This window comes from Pseudobutyrivibrio sp. OR37 (assembly GCF_900113655.1).
Taxonomy (GTDB): Bacteria; Bacillota; Clostridia; order Lachnospirales; family Lachnospiraceae; genus Pseudobutyrivibrio.
On the sequence record NZ_FOQF01000017.1, the window covers coordinates 62029 to 80643 of the forward strand.

At 38.1% G+C, this 18615-nt stretch carries 19 protein-coding genes and 1 pseudogene; 4 read left to right on the top strand and 16 right to left on the bottom strand.

All coding sequences use genetic code 11. From position 1 onward, the window contains the following. Nucleotides 1-84: 84 nt before the first annotated feature. On the top strand, nucleotides 85-315 hold the full coding sequence (locus BM097_RS09395; RefSeq protein ID WP_028243612.1) for an HPr family phosphocarrier protein: 231 nt from the start codon (nucleotides 85-87) through the stop codon (nucleotides 313-315). Nucleotides 316-374: 59 nt separating this feature from the next. Here BM097_RS09395 and thiI read toward each other — a convergent pair whose 3' ends face one another. From thiI to BM097_RS09445, 10 genes are all read right to left on the bottom strand, one after another. Continuing rightward, on the bottom strand, nucleotides 375-1556 hold the full coding sequence (thiI, locus tag BM097_RS09400; protein ID WP_090548489.1) for a tRNA uracil 4-sulfurtransferase ThiI: 1182 nt from the start codon (nucleotides 1554-1556) through the stop codon (nucleotides 375-377). Nucleotides 1557-1567: 11 nt separating this feature from the next. Beyond that, entirely contained in the window at nucleotides 1568-2716 is a 1149-nt protein-coding gene (locus BM097_RS09405) for a cysteine desulfurase family protein (protein WP_090548491.1), read from the bottom strand. Further along, the gene (locus tag BM097_RS09410; RefSeq protein ID WP_090548493.1) at nucleotides 2717-3445 is read right to left on the bottom strand and encodes an RsmE family RNA methyltransferase; all 729 of its coding nucleotides are present in this window, start codon (nucleotides 3443-3445) and stop codon (nucleotides 2717-2719) included. A gap of 4 nt (nucleotides 3446-3449) precedes the next feature. Beyond that, nucleotides 3450-4406, bottom strand: coding sequence for a 50S ribosomal protein L11 methyltransferase (gene prmA, locus BM097_RS09415; protein WP_090548496.1), 957 nt, complete (start codon nucleotides 4404-4406; stop codon nucleotides 3450-3452). A 59-nt stretch (nucleotides 4407-4465) separates the two neighbouring features. After that, the gene (locus BM097_RS09420; protein ID WP_090548497.1) at nucleotides 4466-5314 is read right to left on the bottom strand and encodes a DUF2225 domain-containing protein; all 849 of its coding nucleotides are present in this window, start codon (nucleotides 5312-5314) and stop codon (nucleotides 4466-4468) included. Nucleotides 5315-5352: 38 nt separating this feature from the next. After that, a complete protein-coding gene (locus tag BM097_RS09425; RefSeq protein ID WP_090548498.1) occupies nucleotides 5353-7023 on the bottom strand; it encodes a glutamine--tRNA ligase/YqeY domain fusion protein in 1671 nt (556 codons plus the stop codon). Nucleotides 7024-7121: 98 nt separating this feature from the next. After that, entirely contained in the window at nucleotides 7122-7937 is an 816-nt protein-coding gene (locus BM097_RS09430) for a hypothetical protein (protein ID WP_090548533.1), read from the bottom strand. 163 nt (nucleotides 7938-8100) lie between these two features. Then, entirely contained in the window at nucleotides 8101-9078 is a 978-nt protein-coding gene (locus BM097_RS09435; protein ID WP_177197422.1) for a diaminopimelate dehydrogenase, read from the bottom strand. Between the two features lie 90 nt (nucleotides 9079-9168). Beyond that, a complete protein-coding gene (locus tag BM097_RS09440) occupies nucleotides 9169-9471 on the bottom strand; it encodes an AzlD domain-containing protein (protein ID WP_334292394.1) in 303 nt (100 codons plus the stop codon). Beyond that, nucleotides 9464-10195 carry an AzlC family ABC transporter permease gene (locus tag BM097_RS09445; protein WP_090548501.1) on the bottom strand — a complete coding sequence of 244 codons (732 nt, stop codon included), beginning with the start codon at nucleotides 10193-10195 and terminating at the stop codon, nucleotides 9464-9466. The genes BM097_RS09440 and BM097_RS09445 overlap by 8 nt, the downstream gene beginning before the upstream one ends. An 89-nt stretch (nucleotides 10196-10284) precedes the next feature. Between BM097_RS09445 and BM097_RS09450 the strand changes: the two genes are divergently transcribed. Beyond that, entirely contained in the window at nucleotides 10285-11094 is an 810-nt protein-coding gene (locus BM097_RS09450) for a hypothetical protein (protein WP_090548502.1), read from the top strand. Nucleotides 11095-11199: 105 nt separating this feature from the next. Here BM097_RS09450 and ilvC read toward each other — a convergent pair whose 3' ends face one another. From ilvC to BM097_RS09465, 3 genes are all read right to left on the bottom strand, one after another. Further along, nucleotides 11200-12228 carry a ketol-acid reductoisomerase gene (ilvC, locus tag BM097_RS09455; protein WP_090548503.1) on the bottom strand — a complete coding sequence of 343 codons (1029 nt, stop codon included), beginning with the start codon at nucleotides 12226-12228 and terminating at the stop codon, nucleotides 11200-11202. A 33-nt stretch (nucleotides 12229-12261) separates the two neighbouring features. Then, entirely contained in the window at nucleotides 12262-12762 is a 501-nt protein-coding gene (gene ilvN, locus BM097_RS09460) for an acetolactate synthase small subunit (RefSeq protein WP_090548504.1), read from the bottom strand. Between the two features lie 146 nt (nucleotides 12763-12908). Beyond that, nucleotides 12909-13565: a 4'-phosphopantetheinyl transferase family protein gene (locus BM097_RS09465; RefSeq protein WP_090548505.1), complete on the bottom strand. Its 657-nt coding sequence runs from the start codon at nucleotides 13563-13565 to the stop codon at nucleotides 12909-12911. A gap of 99 nt (nucleotides 13566-13664) precedes the next feature. On the opposite strand from BM097_RS09465, the gene BM097_RS09470 reads away from it, so the two are divergent. Further along, nucleotides 13665-14822 carry a glycosyltransferase family protein gene (locus BM097_RS09470; RefSeq protein ID WP_090548506.1) on the top strand — a complete coding sequence of 386 codons (1158 nt, stop codon included), beginning with the start codon at nucleotides 13665-13667 and terminating at the stop codon, nucleotides 14820-14822. An 8-nt stretch (nucleotides 14823-14830) separates the two neighbouring features. On the opposite strand, the gene BM097_RS09475 is transcribed toward BM097_RS09470, so the two are convergent. From BM097_RS09475 to BM097_RS09485, 3 genes are all read right to left on the bottom strand, one after another. Next, nucleotides 14831-15808: an aldolase catalytic domain-containing protein gene (locus BM097_RS09475; protein WP_090548507.1), complete on the bottom strand. Its 978-nt coding sequence runs from the start codon at nucleotides 15806-15808 to the stop codon at nucleotides 14831-14833. Nucleotides 15809-15978: 170 nt separating this feature from the next. Continuing rightward, the gene (locus BM097_RS09480; RefSeq protein WP_090548509.1) at nucleotides 15979-16185 is read right to left on the bottom strand and encodes a hypothetical protein; all 207 of its coding nucleotides are present in this window, start codon (nucleotides 16183-16185) and stop codon (nucleotides 15979-15981) included. A gap of 207 nt (nucleotides 16186-16392) precedes the next feature. Beyond that, nucleotides 16393-18249 carry a methyl-accepting chemotaxis protein gene (locus tag BM097_RS09485; RefSeq protein WP_090548511.1) on the bottom strand — a complete coding sequence of 619 codons (1857 nt, stop codon included), beginning with the start codon at nucleotides 18247-18249 and terminating at the stop codon, nucleotides 16393-16395. A gap of 169 nt (nucleotides 18250-18418) precedes the next feature. Here BM097_RS09485 and BM097_RS16500 point away from each other — a divergent pair. Further along, nucleotides 18419-18615, top strand: a pseudogene (locus BM097_RS16500) (ISNCY family transposase); the annotation flags it as partial.

Consider the following 18615-nt stretch of genomic DNA (forward strand, 5'->3'; position numbering starts at 1 on the left):
CGAAAAGTCCAAGAGTTTGTTGACTTTTGCATGCCTTTGATTTAGTATATTTTTGTATATAAAATCTTTGGAGGAGGCAGCAGAATGAAAACAGTTCAAATTTCTCTTAACTCAATTGACAAGGTAAAGTCATTTGTTAATACAATCAGTCAGTTTGACTATGATTTTGATCTTGTTAGCGGACGTTATGTTATCGATGCTAAGTCTATCATGGGTATTTTCTCCCTTGATTTATCAAAGCCTATCGACCTTACAGTTCACGCTGAAGGAGACGCTGAGGACGTAATGTCTACATTAAAGGATTATATCGTTTAATCCTTTTTATAAGTAGTAAATTATTATGAGCTTTGCTTTAATAGCAAAGCTCATATTTTTTATCGTACTTTTATAATTTCAACACTATCTATTGCGGCCTGCATAAGTTCGTCAATCTTCTCATCTAAAAGATGCTCATGCTTTTCAATAGCCTCAAGCTTAGGCTTGGTAACAGGATGCTTTGCTACGAAAATAGTACAGCAATCCTCGTATGGTAAAATTGATGTCTCGTAAGTATCAATCTTCTCAGAAATATCAACAATATCCTGCTTGTCAAATGCAATAAGTGGACGATATACAGGAAGTGAACAAACTGCATTTGTACAGTTAAGCGACTGCATTGTCTGGCTGGCAACCTGTCCAATAGACTCTCCTGTTACAAGTCCGATACAATCATTTTGTTTAGCAAAATACTCAGCCAAACGCATCATGTAACGACGCATGATAATTGTAAGCTCTTCATGTGCACACTGCTGATAAATATAAAGCTGAATATCTGTAAAGTTTACAATATGTAAATCGATTGGGCCTGAATACTTAGCCACAAGCTTTGCAAGGTCAACAACCTTTTGTTTTGCCTGCTCTGATGTATAAGGTGGTGCATGGAAATATGTAGCTGAAAGTGTAACACCACGCTTTGAAATCATATATCCTGCAACTGGCGAATCAATACCACCTGAGAGAAGAAGCATTGCCTTACCAGCAGTACCAACAGGCATACCGTGTGGGCCTGGGATTTCTGTAGAATAAATAGCCATGTTTTCTCTTACTTCAACGTATATAATTCTATCTGGATTATGAACATCTACACTCATCTCTGGGAATGCATCAAGAAGTCTTGCTCCTATTTCTGCAGCCACCTCCATAGATGTCATAGGATACTGCTTATTAGCACGACGTCCCATTACCTTAAAGGTAAAGTTCTTATCCTCGAATTCCTCATCAACATATTTGATAACAGCCTCTGCAAGCTTATCAAAGCCTTCATCTGGAACTACTACTGTAGGACAGATTGCGCTGATACCAAATACATGCTGTAAAGCATCTACAGCTTCGTCATAATCATAATCGCCATCAACAGAAACGAGAATTCTTCCGCTCTGCTTCTTGACAACAAAATGTCCCTCTACACTATCAAGGGCTCTTTTAATCTGGCGAACAAGGGCGTCCTCGAACACATAACGGTTCTTACCCTTAACACCGATTTCTGAATACTTAATCAAAAATGCTTGATATGTCATATTACCTTCCTTTATAAAACCATCTTTGGTACTAAATCTTTTAAAGCTTCCACTGCAGCATCCACCTCTTCAAAGGTATTCTCTGGACAGAAGCTAAATCTTATTGTACGTTCTAACAAATCCTTCTCAAGACCAATAGACTTGAGTGTCTCACTGATTGCAGGCTTGTTTGAAGAACATGCTGAACCAGCTGAAACTAAAATTCCATAATTGTCCTGAAGAGCATTTAGCATAACCTGTGCTCTTGTACGGTTTCCTTTTATGGAAACGCTGATAATCTGAGGTGCACTATCTTCTGCTGTGTGTCCATTAACCTGAACACCCTCGATACTGCTAATGCCCTCTATTAATCTAGCTTTCATAGCATACATGTGCTCACGATTGCTGTCAAGATTATCGTAAGCCTCTTTAGCTGCAATGCCAAGAGCAGCAATAGCTGGAACATTTTCTGTTCCGGAACGCATTCCGCTTTCATGACCACCACCGAGAATCTGTGGAACCACACGTACCTTGTCTTTAATATATATAAATCCTGAACCCTTTGGTCCATGAATCTTATGACCACTAACTGTAAGAATATCAATACCAAGTTTCTTTGGAATAATTGTCATCTTACCAAAGGCCTGGATACAATCGGTATGGAAAATGATATCTGAATTAAACTTTTTAACCAGCTTGCAAGCCTCTTCTATAGGCTGAAGACTTCCGATTTCGTTGTTAACCATCATTATGGAAACAAGAATGGTATCTTCTCTAAGGGCAGCTTTAAGCTCTTCTAGAGAAATGACGCCATATTCATCTGTGCCAAGATATGTTACCTCGAAGCCTTCTTTTTCAAGAGCTTTAACTGGATTAAGAACACTGGCGTGCTCTATCTTTGTAGTTATGATGTGCTTGCCAAGTCGCTTTTTAGCTTCGGCAGCCCCTCTGATGGCAAGATTGTTGCCTTCTGTTCCACCACTGGTAAAATATATTTCCTTTGGCTGACATTTAAGAATTCCTGCAATTGTTTCTCTAGATTCTTTTAAATAATCCTTGCCTCTAAAACCCATTTTATGAAGTGATGAAGGATTACCGAAATTCTCCTGTAAGCACTCCTGCATTATTTTCATAGCACCATCAGAGCATCTGGTGGTAGCTGAATTATCAAAGTATATCATTTAAACCTCACATTTAAGCATCAACATAGAAAGTGTACATATAGCTGCTGTCTCTGTTCGAAGAATCCTTCGGCCAAGAGAAATAATGTTACAGCTATCCTTAACTAAATCAATTTCAGACTGATCAAAGCCGCCCTCAGGACCAATAAATACACCAATGCTTTGGCCCTCCTTTATGGTAGACAATACATCAAAGGTATCCTTCATTCCATTTTTACTTTCGTAAGGAAGTAAAAGAATGTCAAGATTTTTGGCATACTCAAAAGCAGCCTTGTAGCTCATTACATCATGTACCTGTGGGATGATGGAGCGCTTTGATTGTTTGGCAGCTGTAGCAGCGATAGTCTGATATCTGGTAAGCTTTGATTTTTTCTTTTTGTCATCAAGCTTTACAATACAGTTTTTCATTTCTACTGGGATTATTTCATAAACCCCAAGCTCAACGCTTTTTTCAATTATGGTTTCCATCTTATCCCCTTTAGGCAAAGCCTGGAATAGATAGATTTTATTAGATAGCTCTGTAGATGGAACTTCCTCTTTAACTGTAGCAATAAGTGAATCATCTGTAATATCACTAACTTCGCAAAGGAAATTAACTCCAGTTGCAACAGAAACACGGATGATTTCTCCTCTTTTGAGGCGCACAACCCTAACCAGGTGGTGCATATCTTCCCCAGTTATAATGAAATTATTATCTACAGGACCTTCATTAACAAATATTTGTTGCATATTATTATTTACGAGCGGTGATATTCACCCACTCTCCCTGATGATTGATTTCTACAATAGTAAGTCCCACTGCTTCAAGTGCTTCTTTTACTTCATTTTCCTTGAAATCGATGATTCCTGATGAAATAAAATAAGCATCCTTCTTAAGAGTAGGATAAATAGCTGGCGCCATTCCGATTATAATATCTGCAAGAATATTTGCAACTACTATATCGTATTTTTCATAGCCAACCTTGTCCTGAAGCTCCTTGTCCTCTGTAAGATTTCCAACATAGAAATCCCCAGCAGACTTTGGAATTCCATTAACCTCAAAGTTCTCATAGGTAGATGCAATACAATCCTCATCTATATCTGTACCTACCAGATGACACTTACCATCTAATAGCTTGTTAGCAATGATTGAAAGAATACCACTTCCGCAGCCTATATCAAGGATTTCATCACCAGCCTTAGCATATTTCTTAAGCTGTCTGATGCAAAGCTGAGTAGTCTCATGCTTTCCTGTTCCAAAGGATACACCAGGATCAATCTCAACAAAAATCTTTCCCTTATCCTGCTCTGAGATTTCCTCCCAGGTAGGCTTGATTAAAATATCATCGATATAGAAGGATTTAAAAAACTGCTTCCAGTTGTTAATCCAATCCTCCTGCTTTGTAATGGACGTGTCGATGGTACCTTCACCAATATCCATAGTCTCTTTAAGCTCCGCAAGACCAGCCTTGACCTGCGCAACAATTGATTCATGGTCTTCATCATCACTTAAATAAAAGCAAACCTTAGAGGTTCCATCATCTGTAGGTAAATCTGGCTGAAGCTCTTTGAACTCTCCGCCTTGCTTTTCTCCGGAAACTGGTACATTGTTTTCGATTTCAATAGAAACAATGCCAAGCTCCATAAGTGTTGCGCTGACAAAATCTTCCGCATCTGTTGTTGTATTTATAGAATATTTAATCCAATTCATATTAACCTCAAAAAAGAACTGCCACGTAGGAATTTCCACCTATTGGCAGTTCGTAAAATCTATTCACCTTGTTCTGCAACAATCTTTTCCTTAAGCTCAACACATTTATCCTTGAGCTTGCGGGATGTACTAGCTGATTGAATAAGTCTTGCAATGATTTTCATAGCTGCATCATATTTCTTATAATATACCGACATATTAGCAAGCATGTATTCCACTGCCTCTGAAGCCATTCCACAATAAGGTGGTGTCTCCTGAGAGATTGCTTTCATAAAGCCTTCATAAGCCTGTGCATAGAAGCCGTCATATTCCTTTTGAAGCATTTCTACTACCTTTGGATCAGCTTCCTTATTGTCTTCTAATTCCTTAAGCTGAGCACGGCGAAGCCATGCAATTTTAAGGCATACATAAGCTTTCTCAGACATCTTGGCACGCTTTTTCATTGTACAAATAAGAGCGAGCTTAAACTTTTCAACTGCATATTCGTATGAATAGGTCTCTCCCAATTCCTCCTTTTGAGGCTTATAGCTTGGGCAAAATTCTGCTCTGATAAGCTTAACTCTAGCTGTATCAATCTTTGAAAAAGTAGTATCAAGTGCTGAATAACCACAATGTGGGCAAGACATAAAATCATATTTGCATTTGTCCACATGCTCGTAGTTAGGACGTAAATCAAAATCAGGTTCAAGTCTCTTAAGCTTTGTGGCGAGAACAGCCTTGATAGGGAATTCCTTGTCACAAACCGGGCAACGAACCTTCTTATCAATAACAAAATCTTTTTCCTGCTTAACAACAGGTGCTGCTTTTTTAACAGCAGCGGCTTCCTTCTTTGGCTTATCATCAGCCAAAATGTCTAGCTCTCCATCCATGGAGAAACCAAATTTTTCCATTCCCGATAATAAATTCATGCTGCAATCCTTTTCTGTAGATCACTATTGATGAGTTATTAGTTATTTGTTGGTAATTTGAAAGAACTCTTAAGGGATACTATTCTATTGAATACTAATGCATCCTCTGTAGAATCCTTGGAATCTACACAGAAGAATCCCTGTCTTACAAATTGGAAACTATCATAAGCCTTGGCACCCTTTAATGAAGGCTCTACAAGGCAATCCTTTAGAACTGTAAGTGAATTTGGATTAAGATTCAAACTACCATCTTCATTATACACTCCTTTTTCCTCATCCACAATATTTTCGTACAGACGAACCTCTGCCTTAAGAGCAGTCTTAGCTGCAACCCAGTGGATAGTACCCTTTACCTTACGGCCATCTGGAGCATCTCCACCCTTAGTAGCTGGATCATAAGTACAGTGGATGCATGTAACCTTACCAGTTTCATCTGTTTCGTAAGAAGTACATGTAACGAAGTATGCGTTCATAAGGCGCACTTCATTGCCAGGATATAATCTAAAGTATTTCTTTGGAGGCTCAATCATGAAATCCTCTCTATCGATGTAAAGCTCCTTACCAAATGGAACCTGACGACTACCAAGCTCTGGGTTTTCAAGGTTGTTTGGAGCTTCGAGCCATTCTACATCATCGCTTTCGTAATTATCAATTACAAGCTTAACTGGATCAAGAACAGCCATAACACGACCACGGCTAGTCTTTAAATCCTCACGAATACAGTACTCAAGCATTGCGTAATCAGATGAAGAATTTGCCTTTGAAACGCCTGAAAGCTCTACAAACTTTCTGATAGATTCTGGTGTAAAGCCACGACGACGTAAAGCTGCGATAGATACAAGACGTGGATCATCCCATCCATCAACAATTCCATCCTCAACAAGCTTCTTAATGTAACGCTTACCAGTTACAACGTTTGTAAGATACATCTTTGCAAACTCAATCTGACGTGGTGGATTAGCAAAGCCTGCTGCCTTAACTACCCAGTCATAAAGAGGTCTATGATCCTCAAACTCTAGTGTACAAATAGAATGTGTAATATTTTCGAAAGCATCCTCAAGTGGATGAGCAAAATCGTACATTGGGTAGATGCACCACTTATCGCCTGTGTTGTGGTGTGTCATGTGCGCAACTCTGTAAAGGATTGGATCACGCATGTTGATGTTAGGTGATGCCATATCGATCTTAGCTCTAAGTGTATGGCTTCCATCCTCGTACTTACCAGCCTTCATATCTTCAAACATCTGAAGATTTTCTTCGATTGAACGATTTCTGTTTGGATCGTCCTTACCAGGGTGTTCGAAATCACCGCGGTATTCTCTCATTTCCTCTGCTGTAAGATCTGAAACATAAGCTAAGCCCTTTTTGATAAGATCTACAGCAACTTCATACATTCTGTCAAAATAATTAGATGCAAAATAAAGATGATCGCCCCAATCTGCACCAAGCCACTTAATATCAGCCTTAATAGAATCAACGAACTCCACCTTTTCCTTTGTAGGATTAGTGTCATCAAATCTCATGTGGAACTCGCCATTATACTTCTTAGCAAGACCATAATTTAAGATAATTGACTTAGCATGACCAATGTGCAAATAACCATTTGGCTCAGGTGGGAAACGTGTACATACATGATCGTATACGCCCTCCTTTAAATCCTTGTCAATTTCAAGCTCAATAAAATTTTTGCTAACTACTTCTTCACTCATTTTTATACAATCCCTTCGTGTTTCTATAGGCTTCTCCCTTTGGGAGAAGCTGTCAGCATAGCTGACTGATGAGGGTGTCCCCTCTTAAAATCTTAAATCTAGTGTATATGTGTATGCGTAAACAAATGGTCTGAGCAATATTCATAATTGCCATTACACTTGCTACAAAATCTGAACTCCAGCTCAGGATTTGAAAGCTCTGTTCTACCGCAAACTGCGCACTTATGTCTTGCAATAGGCGAGCCATCTCTGTACTGAGTGCGTGGTGGTGTAGCTGCACGCTTAAATTCAGCACGTCTGTGAATATCCTTTGGATTAAACCTGCTCATATTTCTAGTCATCATGTAAAAGATGAAGAAATTAAGTAATGATGCAATAATTGGCACTGCAGCATAAAACGCGCCATTTATGACATAATCAACTACTTCATAACCAACTATTACCAGGTAAAAAATAGACATCCATTTCATCTTAATAGGAATGATGAAATATAACATAACCTGCATATCTGGAAAGCATGTAGAAAATGCAAGGAATATTGACAGATTAATATAGTATGTGCTGGTATACATACCTATAATGCCTACAGGAATGTGCCCTCCATAAATGGCATAAGCAATAAAGGCGCCAATTACTGTAAACAGCATACCACCAAAAATATATAAATTAAATCTGAAGGCGCCCCAGGTACGCTCTAATGCTGTGCCAAGCTGATAATAGAGCAAAAACATAATGGCTGCCCAAAGGATGCTAGTACGTGGCGGAAAGATAATCCATGAGATTAATCTCCAAACCTGTCCCTGCAAAATATATCGAGGCTCTAAGGTAAGATAGTTGAGATATTGAACGCCTGTAAAGCGCTGACCAAAGGCCAACAAATACCCTACTGCATAGCCTCCCAGTAAGTAAATCATAAGATTATTAATGGCATATTTACCGAATTTCTTTTCTAATTTATCTAGCAAATCTTGACCTCCAGTTTAAAAATCCACATAAATATAGACTTTAAAGATTATAAACCTTTAAAGCCTATATTAGCAACTAATTTTATAAATATTTATTTAAGATTAAGCCATCTTATAAGAAGTGTGCTCTAAGCTCTTCTGGAGCAATTGGTGAAAGGTATGCAGGGGCAATATCAAATACTGTTTTAGCGCCACAAACACCCTCTTTGTTAAGGCGTGCAATTGCTCTTGCATAAGCTGTAAGAACTGCTCCAGTAAATTCTGGATTAGAGTCAAGATTTAAACTATATTCGATAACATGCTTATTTCCATCAAAGCCTGTCTCGCCTGTATAGATAACGCTACCACCGTGTGGTAAGCCGCTGTGATTCTTTTTAAGCTCTTCTGCTGAAATAAAGTTTACAGTTGTATCGTAATCAGAGAAGTAATTTGGCATCTCCTTGATTTCCTTTTCGATACGAGCCTTATCAGCGCCTTCCTCAACAACTACAAAGCACTCTCTAGTGTGCTTTTCTCTTGTAGTAAGTTCAGGATTTTCTCCATTTCTAACTCTTCTTAAAGCATCCTCTACAGGAACTGTGTACTGTCTGGCATCTACAACACCCTCAATACGACGTATTGCATCAGAATGTCCCTGGCTTACGCCCTTGCCCCAGAAAGTATAGGCCTGACCATCTGGTAAAATAGATGTAGCATATAAACGGTTCAAAGAGAACATTCCTGGATCCCATCCACAAGAAATAAGACCAACCTTGCCTGCTTCCTTAGAAGCCTTATCAACGTTAGCGAAATGCTCTGGAATTCTTGCGTGTGTATCAAATGAATCAATAACATTATAAAGCTTTGCATACTTTGGAGTCATTTCTGGTAAATCTGTAGCACTACCGCCACAAATAACAAGAACGTCAATATCTTCCTTACCTGTATCCAAATCTGCTGTAGATTTAACTGGTGTATTAGTCTTTACTGTAACTGTCTTTGGATCTCTTCTTGTGTAGATTGCAACAAGCTCCATATCCTCACTCTTTGCGACAGCAGCTTCAACACCACGTCCTAAATTTCCATATCCTAAAATTCCGATTTTTAACATGACGATTCCTCCAATCAAAATCATTTCGAGAAATATTATATATACCCATTCGATTTTATGCAATTAAAAAATCTTATAGGACTAAACATATCAAATAAATAATTCTGTTACAAATACTACTCCACAGCAAATACATGCAACCTTAAAAAGACTCATATTGAACCAGGCAGCAACACTTCCACAGGCAAGAGCAAGAATACCTGAGATTTTGCTTTGAGTAGCCTCAATAATAGCTGGAAAAGTCATAACCGCAAGGGTTACATAAGGAACATAATATAAAAAGGACCTTACAAATCTGTTTTTAATAGGTTTTCTAAAAACCGTAACAGGCAATACCCTAATTACTGTACTTACAAGGCCTGCCACCAATATATAAATATAAGGATTAGTCATCATCTTCAACCTCCGGATGAGGAAATACAATTGCAGCCACCGATGCGATTACAACTGTAAGAATAATTGTTTTGGTGCCACTTGAAATCTTGGCAAACAATGCCGCTTCGTTTGCAATATAGCTAAGAATAAAGCTGATTACTATAAGTACTGCCACAAACTTATGTCGCCTTGCCTCTGGCATAATGCAAGCAAGAAACATTCCATAAAGGGCCACTGAAAGGGCACTTACCAATCTAGCTGGAAGAATTCCACCTGCCACAATTCCAGTTGCAGTCCCTGCGCACCAGCCTATAACAGCAACTAAAAATGCTCCGTAGCAATAAAATGGATTTACATAGCCTGGCCTATTTATGGATATGGCAAAAAGCTCGTCTGTCACATGAAAGCCAATCCCAAGCCTATGTATAAAGGAAGTATCTGGATGTATTCTTTGACTTAAAGCCGTGGACATAAGCAGATACCGGGCATTTACTATAAGTGTCATGATTGCCATTTCTAAGTAGGAAGCTCCAACTCCAATCATAGAATAAACTGCATATTCACCTGCGCTAGCATGATTAAAGAAGGAATTAATTATTCCTTGAATTGCACTACATCCCACCTGTTTGGCAAATATTCCTAATGAAAATGAAACAGCAAAATAGCCTAATCCAATTGGGAAGCCATCTCTGCATCCATCCAATATATTCTTCTTTGTACTTTGTAAGTTGTCTGAATTCATACAATATACCTTTTATATTCACTGATTTTTAAAACTTTTCTCTTCGCAATTGTGTAAAATAATAATTGTGATACATAAAGGAGGAGTTCATGAAATCTGGGGTTTATAAAGCGACAAAAAAAGATGGAAGTACATATTTTAGAGGAAACATCACATATAACGGCAAGCATATCAGCCTTGGAAGCTATGATACAAACGCTTCATGCGCTGCTGCTTACGACGAAGCTTGGATGCTCCTAAAAAACAAAGATATCGACATTCTTTCCTGCCAGTCAGTAGTAAAATACTTACCCTTTGAAAAATGTGTAACTCTGATAAATGTCAGAGATAATCACATCTACATAAAAACTCCAATTTATCTTCAAAAAAACTATTTTCTATACTATTTGGATAAATCTATAGTTTTAAAATTCGATAATGACGATTTATTCTACTACTCTAGCCACAAAATCCAAAACAGAGGTGGCCATATGTTTGTTAGCGATTATGGAATGCAATATAACATTCTAGGTCGCTACGGAATAAAGCCCTACAGCGTAAAGGGCAAGGACTATATTTTCGCCAACGGTGATGATACAGATTTGCGATATTCAAATATTGTTGTTGTCAACAAATATCATGGCGTATACAAAGAACAAAAGAAAGGAAAAACTGTTTACGCCGCCAAGATTCATCTGAATGGCGATTTTATTGTAGGCAGATATCAGGATGAAGCGACTGCAGCCATTGCCTATAACAAAGCTGTAGACCTGTGTAAATCCAGAGGAATGACTAAATCCTTCCCTGTGAATTACATAACTGAATACTCACCTAGAGAATACGCCAATGTGTACACCGAAATTAAAATATCATCTCATCTATATAAATTTTTCCGTAACAAAAATTTCCGCGAAGCATAAAAAATGCCACCCGCTACACTCAAACCTTGGTATTACTCCGTCGCGACATTGGCTCCTTGAGTAACACCAAGAGCTTGATAGCTACGGGTGGCTCATTTAATTATCTTAGTTGTTAATAAACTTATCTTCCTCGTTATTCCATGAGTAAAGCTTACGGATTTCCTCACCAATCTTCTCTGATGGGTGCTCTGATGCAAGCTTACGCATAGCGTTGAAGTGTACCTGACGTCCTGCTGGTGACATATCAAGTAAGAATTCCTTAGCAAATGTACCATCCTGAATATCACTTAAGATCTGCTTCATAGCCTTCTTTGTATCCTCTGTGATAATCTTTGGTCCAGTAATATAATCACCGTATTCTGCTGTATTAGAAATAGAATATCTCATTCCTGCAAAGCCTGACTGGTAGATAAGATCAACGATAAGCTTCATTTCGTGAACGCATTCGAAGTATGCATTTCTTGGATCATAGCCAGCCTCAACAAGTGTCTCAAAGCCTGCCTGCATAAGTGCGCAAACACCACCGCAAAGAACTGCCTGCTCACCAAAGAGGTCTGTTTCTGTCTCTGTTCTAAATGTAGTCTCAAGAATACCTGCGCGAGCTCCTCCGATTCCAGCGCCATAAGCAAGAGCAAGATCAAGTGCCTTACCTGTAGCATCCTGATATACAGCTATAAGACAAGGTGTTCCTTTGCCTGCCTGATACTCAGAACGTACTGTGTGACCTGGTGCCTTTGGTGCAATCATAGTAACATCAACATCTGCTGGTGGCTTGATGCAACCAAAATGAATATTGAAACCATGAGCGAACATAAGCATGTTGCCTGCCTCAAGGTTTGGTTCGATGTCCTTCTTGTACATATCAGCCTGCTTTTCATCATTGATAAGAATCATGATGATATCAGCCTTCTTTGCTGCTTCTGCTGCTGTATAAACTGTAAGTCCCTGCTTTTCAGCCTTAGCCCATGATTTAGAACCTTCATAAAGACCGATAATGACGTCACATCCACTCTCCTTAAGGTTAAGTGCGTGTGCGTGACCTTGGCTACCATATCCAATAATAGCTATAGTCTTACCCTTCAATAATGAAAGATTGCAATCTTCCTGATAAAAAATCCTTGCTTCCTGTGACATTCCTTTATCCTCCTATTGTAAATTTATATGTGTTTAAAGAATTACAACATCCTCTGAGCCACGTGTAAGTCCTGTAAGACCTGTACGAGCAAGCTCTAAGATATCATAGTCTCCCAGCATATCTAAAAATGCTTCAAGCTTATCCTGGTTTCCTGTAACCTCAAGAATCATAGAATCATGTGTAACATCTACAACCTTGCCATGGAAAATTTCTACTATGGCAAGTACATCCTGTCTTTCCATGTTTCTAGCAGAAATTTTAACAAGCATAAGTTCTCTTTTTACAGATTGACCATGTTTCAAAACCTTTAAATCAACAACCTCTGTAAGCTTTGAAACCTGCTTTTCAATCTGCTCCAAAATCATATCATCACCATGTGTAACAATGGTAACGCGAGTATATCTAGGATCAGCAGTAACGCCCGCTGAAAAACTATCAATATTGTATCCTCTTCTTGAAAATAAGCCTGAAATACGGCTGGTAAGACCTGGTGTGTTTTCTACTAAAATTGAAAGAACTTTTTTAGACTCCATAAGTATTACTCTCCTAAAACCTTATTCTCCGAAGTGCTTTAGCACTTTGAAGTACGAAACTATAATGCATTCTATCACACTGATTATAAAATAACAAGAAGAAAGCTAATGCATTTTTAATAAGAATCGCATCAGCTTTCAAATACTTAATAATATTTCCCATCGTAAGGATTATAAAGTCCCATCTGAATCGGCTGTCTCTTGTCCTCATAACAAAGAGTTATGTAGTAATCTCTGAACTCAAAGCCCTGCTTGGTCCAGTATATTTTGCCCTTTTCCTGGTCGCAGTACTCGCTAAAATCAATCCACTGTAGCACCTGCATCAAAGGCCTGTCCATCATCTTGCAGGTGGCTTCTTTGAAGGTCCAAACCTCGGTAAACTTCTTATTTACTTCACTTCGCTTGAAGGATTCAAGATACTCATAATCTGCCTTCGTAAAAAATCGTTGTACTAAATCTCGATCGTAGGGCCTAATGCGCTCCACATCAATACCTACTGGCTTATCTGAAATTGCAGCTACTGCGAAAAAATTCGAATGAGAAATGCTAAAGTCCACATTCTTAGGCTGAATAAAAATAGGCTTTCCCTGAGATGTGGTGGAATAGACATAAGGTCTTTGTATATGATTTTCCCAAAGCAGCTTTTCCAACAAATGAGCAGCACCTAATCGCTCGCATTTACCCTTAAGGGTCTTTGCCTCATCAACATGCTCTCTGCGCTGAGGGCTGATGAGACTATACACTTCATCAAATATGAATGGATTTTGTAGTGCTTCACAATTGTATGCCGCGGCTTTAATCATGGGCTCCCCCTCATTTATTTAATATACAAAGTATACCATAGTAAACTTGAGATATGATAAAATAATTATGAATTAAGTTTGAACGTTGCGGGGGATATTATGAAAATTTTGATTTTTGAAATGAAAACGGTTTGTTATAACTCTTATCTCTATTTTGGAGATGCTTTAGGCGCGGCTTTAGCTAAACTTGGCCATGAAATAGAATACTTCAAGGTAGATGAACAGGCTTTAGACGACCTTGAGCAGTTCATAGGGAAGCATTTTGATGCTATGATTGATTTCAATTCTGATTTACCAAGGGCTCTGATGGATGATGATTCCTTCTTTCTAGACCATGTAGATGCCCCTTTCTTTGATGTGCTTTTAGATCATCCACTATATCACCACGATTCCTTAAAGAACAAACTAAATAATTTTCATGTAGTCTGCCTTGATACCAAGCACGGAGAATACATTAAAAAATATTATCCTCATATTAAATCTGTAACTATAACACCTATGACCGGAGAACTTGCCTTTGGAAAAGAGGCAATATCCTTTGAGGATTTTGAAGATAGACCTTACGATATTCTGTTTTCAGGCACTTATACAGACCCTACCAGAATCGAAACTGCCATAAAAAAACTACCAGATTTCTTAATAGGAAATATTAAAGAGTTAATAGATATGATGGAAGGCGACAGCACACTTACTATAGAAGATGCGGTGGAAGCCTTAGCACGAAATGAAATCTATGACTATATCAATTCTGATTTACCACTTCATACTCAGACCTTTTATTTAGCAGATACCTATGTTAGGTGTGTCAACAGAAAAAAGCTCGTGCTTGCATTAGATAAATGCCAGCATAAATTGGATTTGTTTGGCGGACTTTGGGAAGAGCTAGATTTAAAGCATGCAACTCTTCACAGAGAAATTCCCTTCAATCTCACTTTTACAGTTTTTTCTAAAGCCAAAATATGCGTAAATATAATGCCTAATTTTAAAGCAGGAAGCCATGATAGGGTATTTTCAGCCCAACTAAACGGTGCCGCTGCCCTGACAGACTCCACCTACCTATTAAAAAAGGAATATAAAGATGAAGTAAATATCCTGTTTTACGACCTAGATGACATTGATGCTGTAACCGCAAAACTGGATACTATACTTTCAACACCAGATAAACTTAAAAAAATAGCCCAGGCTGGTTTTGATATAGCATCAAAAAACCATACCTGGGATAATATCGCTAGCATTATATTAAAATCGATAGGTTAATGTTTAATTTAATCCATATTTAACATTTCCTGATAGAATGCAAAATAATCCTTTCTACCCTGCTTTGTAAATTCAATGGCAGTTCTTGGGTGCTGATTTAATAGACCTGTAGCAAGATACTGCATATCATAGCCCCAAACTACACCCTGCTCTTTAAGCGGAAGCATGTAATCTTCAACAAACTTTATAGCATAGCGCTCCTTGTACTTAGGATTCTTAAGGAAGCCAAGAAGAAGTTCCATTGCACAGTTTCCTGCCCCACGCCCCATGCTGCAATAGGTGGCGTCCAAATAATCAACATTATCACCTACTGCTTCTATAGTATTTGCAAAGGCAAGCTTTTGATTATCATGGGCGTGAATACCCACCTTTTTACCATATTTTGAAGCGATTTCATAATACATATCTGCAATACGCTCTGTCTGCTCTGGATAAAGAGAACCATAGCTATCTACCACGTAAATGCATGAAATTGGCGTCTGACATACAATATCAAGTGCAGATTTAATATCCTCCATAGATGCAGTAGAAATAGCCATTATGTTACAAGTGGTTTCGTAGCCCTTGTTATAGGCATCCTCAATCATCTGAACTGCACCAGGAAGCTGATGCAAATATGTAGCAACTCTAATAAGATCCACTGGACTTTCAGCTTTAGGATGAATATCCTCCTTGTAATTGCATCGTCCAACATCTGCCATAATTGCTATCTTCAAATCCGTATTATTTTCACCTACAATTTTGCGAATATAATCATCTGAAGAAAACTTCCATGGACCAAATTTATTTTCATCAAATTGCTCTTTATCAGCTCTGTAGCCCATTTCCATATAGTCTACCCCAGCCTTTACATTTGTAAGATAGAGAGCTTTAGCAAATTCGTCAGTGAAATAAAAGTCGTTTACAAGGCCTCCATCTCGTAGTGTGGCATCAACAACTCTTACGCTCTCTCTAACTTCTAAAAGCTTGGATATCTCTTTCTTCATCTTTATGTCCTCCGATACTTTAGTGATTAAAAGTGATAAAGTAAGTATAACTGTATGTATACAGAAAGTCAAATTACTACATAATATTAACACAAAAAAATACCATGAAGTTCACTAAGTGAATCTTCATGGCTGAGAGAAAAAATGTAAATATGTATATATAAATCAAATTAACGATAGAAATAAACAAAAGCGGCCTGGAACCAAAGAATTGCAAGTGTTACTACACTGATTCCAATTGCAAAAAATGATTTTGCTAAAGCTCTTCTATCAGAAACATTTGCTGAATCTACTGCTGAACGAATGTGGCTAACAATATAAAAAGCATAAAACATAGTCACAAGCGAAAAAACAACAAGCATAATAATATTAAACATAATATAACCTTTCGAAACTGTCCTTCAAACAACAGTAGATATAATACAATCAGAACAAAATAGTTTCAATTGTTATTATTAACATATATTTCTTATATTTTTCACGCTTTTATAACAATCTTGCACATTTTCAATCATAACTAATCAAAAACGGTCACTGTAAATAAATAGGGACCTCAGCGAATATACTGAGGCCCTTGGCTATAATTATACTATCTCAAACTTCTGAGTGCTAGCATTCAATTGCTTGGTTACATCATTATTCTGGTCCATAGCTTCATTGATTCCCTGAATTTCTCCAACAATCTCTGTAGCAGCCTGAGCTGACATTCCAATAGCATTTGAGCTTTCATTCACTGAGTTAGATATGCTTTCAATTCTATCTGACATCTCAGCCATAACACCGTTAAGATTATTGGCCTTTTCTGTGAATGTAGCCAGCATTTCCTCTATCATAGTGGCTGTATTTTCGTACTTCGCTCCTGTATCTACAAACGCATCATAATCCGCAAGTACATTCTGATTAATAAAATCAATAACCTGTACTGCGTTGTCAGAAAGAGTCTTAACAGCAGTAGTAACCTTTGCAGATATTTCCTGAATATTGCCTGCTGTATCACGGGAATTAGCAGCCAACGTGCTTATTTCATCCGCAACTACAGCAAAGCCTTTACCTGCTTCACCAGCACGGGCAGCTTCAATAGATGCATTTAAAGCAAGCAAATTGGTCTGACTTGCAATATCCAAAATCTCATTTGTAAGATCACCGATTTGATTAACCTGCTCAGACTCCTTAACAGACTCCTCAAGAACCTTCGAAAGCTCTTCCATCTTAGCGCCAGTATTTTCCTTCTTAGCATTTGCCTCACGTTTAATGCTGTCTGCCTCTGCCTTAATTTCATTAGCTTTTTCCGATCCTGCTCTCGCTTCTTCATCAATAGCATCTGTAGCCTCTTTTACTAATGACAGCCTATCATGTAAATCCCCTGTGGTTGTCGCTACATTTTCCATAGATGCTGCAAGCTCTTCCATGGCTGCAGATGTATTTGTTACATTATCACTAGCACTTTGAATCTTTACAATAACACTATCTGCAGATGATGTAAGAACTGTTGCTCCATCCTTAACATCTCTGATTACACCCTGCAATGTTCCTAAGAACTGATTGATACAATCAGATATAAGTGCAAGCTCTGTTTTTGTTTTTGTGTTTATTCGGGCAGTTAAATCGCCCTTGCCCTTATTGATATTATTAATGATAGCTTGCAATTCATATGAAATACCAAGTATAGTCTTATTAATTCTAACAAATGAAAGTACAAAGCTAAGTATAATCAAGACAACAACCATTGCCATGACTATATATCCCTTTACAGAAATCTGGGCAATGTACCCATCCAAATAAGCGCTAAAGCCCACGCTTAGAGAACTAATTCCCTCATCAATAGCATCTAAAGCATCATTTGTTGCAACAAGGCTTGTTCCGTAATCACCAGATACACAGCCAATTGCTCCCGTAAAATCACCTGATATGATAAAGTTTTCCACAGCACCAGCTGCAGCAACTAATGCCTCTGCGCTAGCTCTGAGATTATCAACTCTCTCCTGCCCATCTGGTAGGTATCCAAAGGGTTCACTAGCATCCAAATAATCAAGATGAGAGCCAATATCATTCATATAACCTTCCATCTCCGCAAATTCTTCAGCTGGCATTTCCTTGCCTGCCTCAAGTTGTCCTAATGTACGATTAATTTCAGCTGAAATATGAACTACATCTTGACGTAATGCAGCCGATTCCTGTGCGCAAATAAGTTCATTTTCACTTGCTACTAAAGCCAGTGACTTTACGCTTTGCATAGCTGAGTTGGAAATCACTGCATATATTATAAATGCCGCAAGTATAGCAACATTTACAATTATGTTTTGAAAAGAAATTGATTGGAAAAAGTTGCCTTTATTATTTTCAACAACCTTTCCAACAGCTTTAAGATTTTCCTTTTGCTCAGCTGTAAGATTTTCATCAAGCCTCTGTTTTATTTTCTCTTGCCTTTCTTCTCTTCCCATTGCGCACCCCCATTTAAATTAATGCCTAATAGGCGTTTGCAAAACGCCACAAGCCGCGTAAATGCGGCATTTTTTGTTAACTAAAAAAGAATAACTCCCCACTGATATGGTACAATAGAATTGACGAGAAACCACTGTACTAACCAAGAAAGGAGTTATTCTGATATATATGATACCATATAAACAGCTTTCTTTGGCTGATATTTATTCAGACTGCCAAGATAAACTTGAAAATGACAAGCCTGCGTTTCTGGCTCTATTAGAAACCTATATCAATCTTGATGAAATTATCCCGATTTCTTTCAGAAATCATTTCTATGCATCAACGGGCAGAACCCGTAAATACCCTTTGCAAGCGTTACTTTG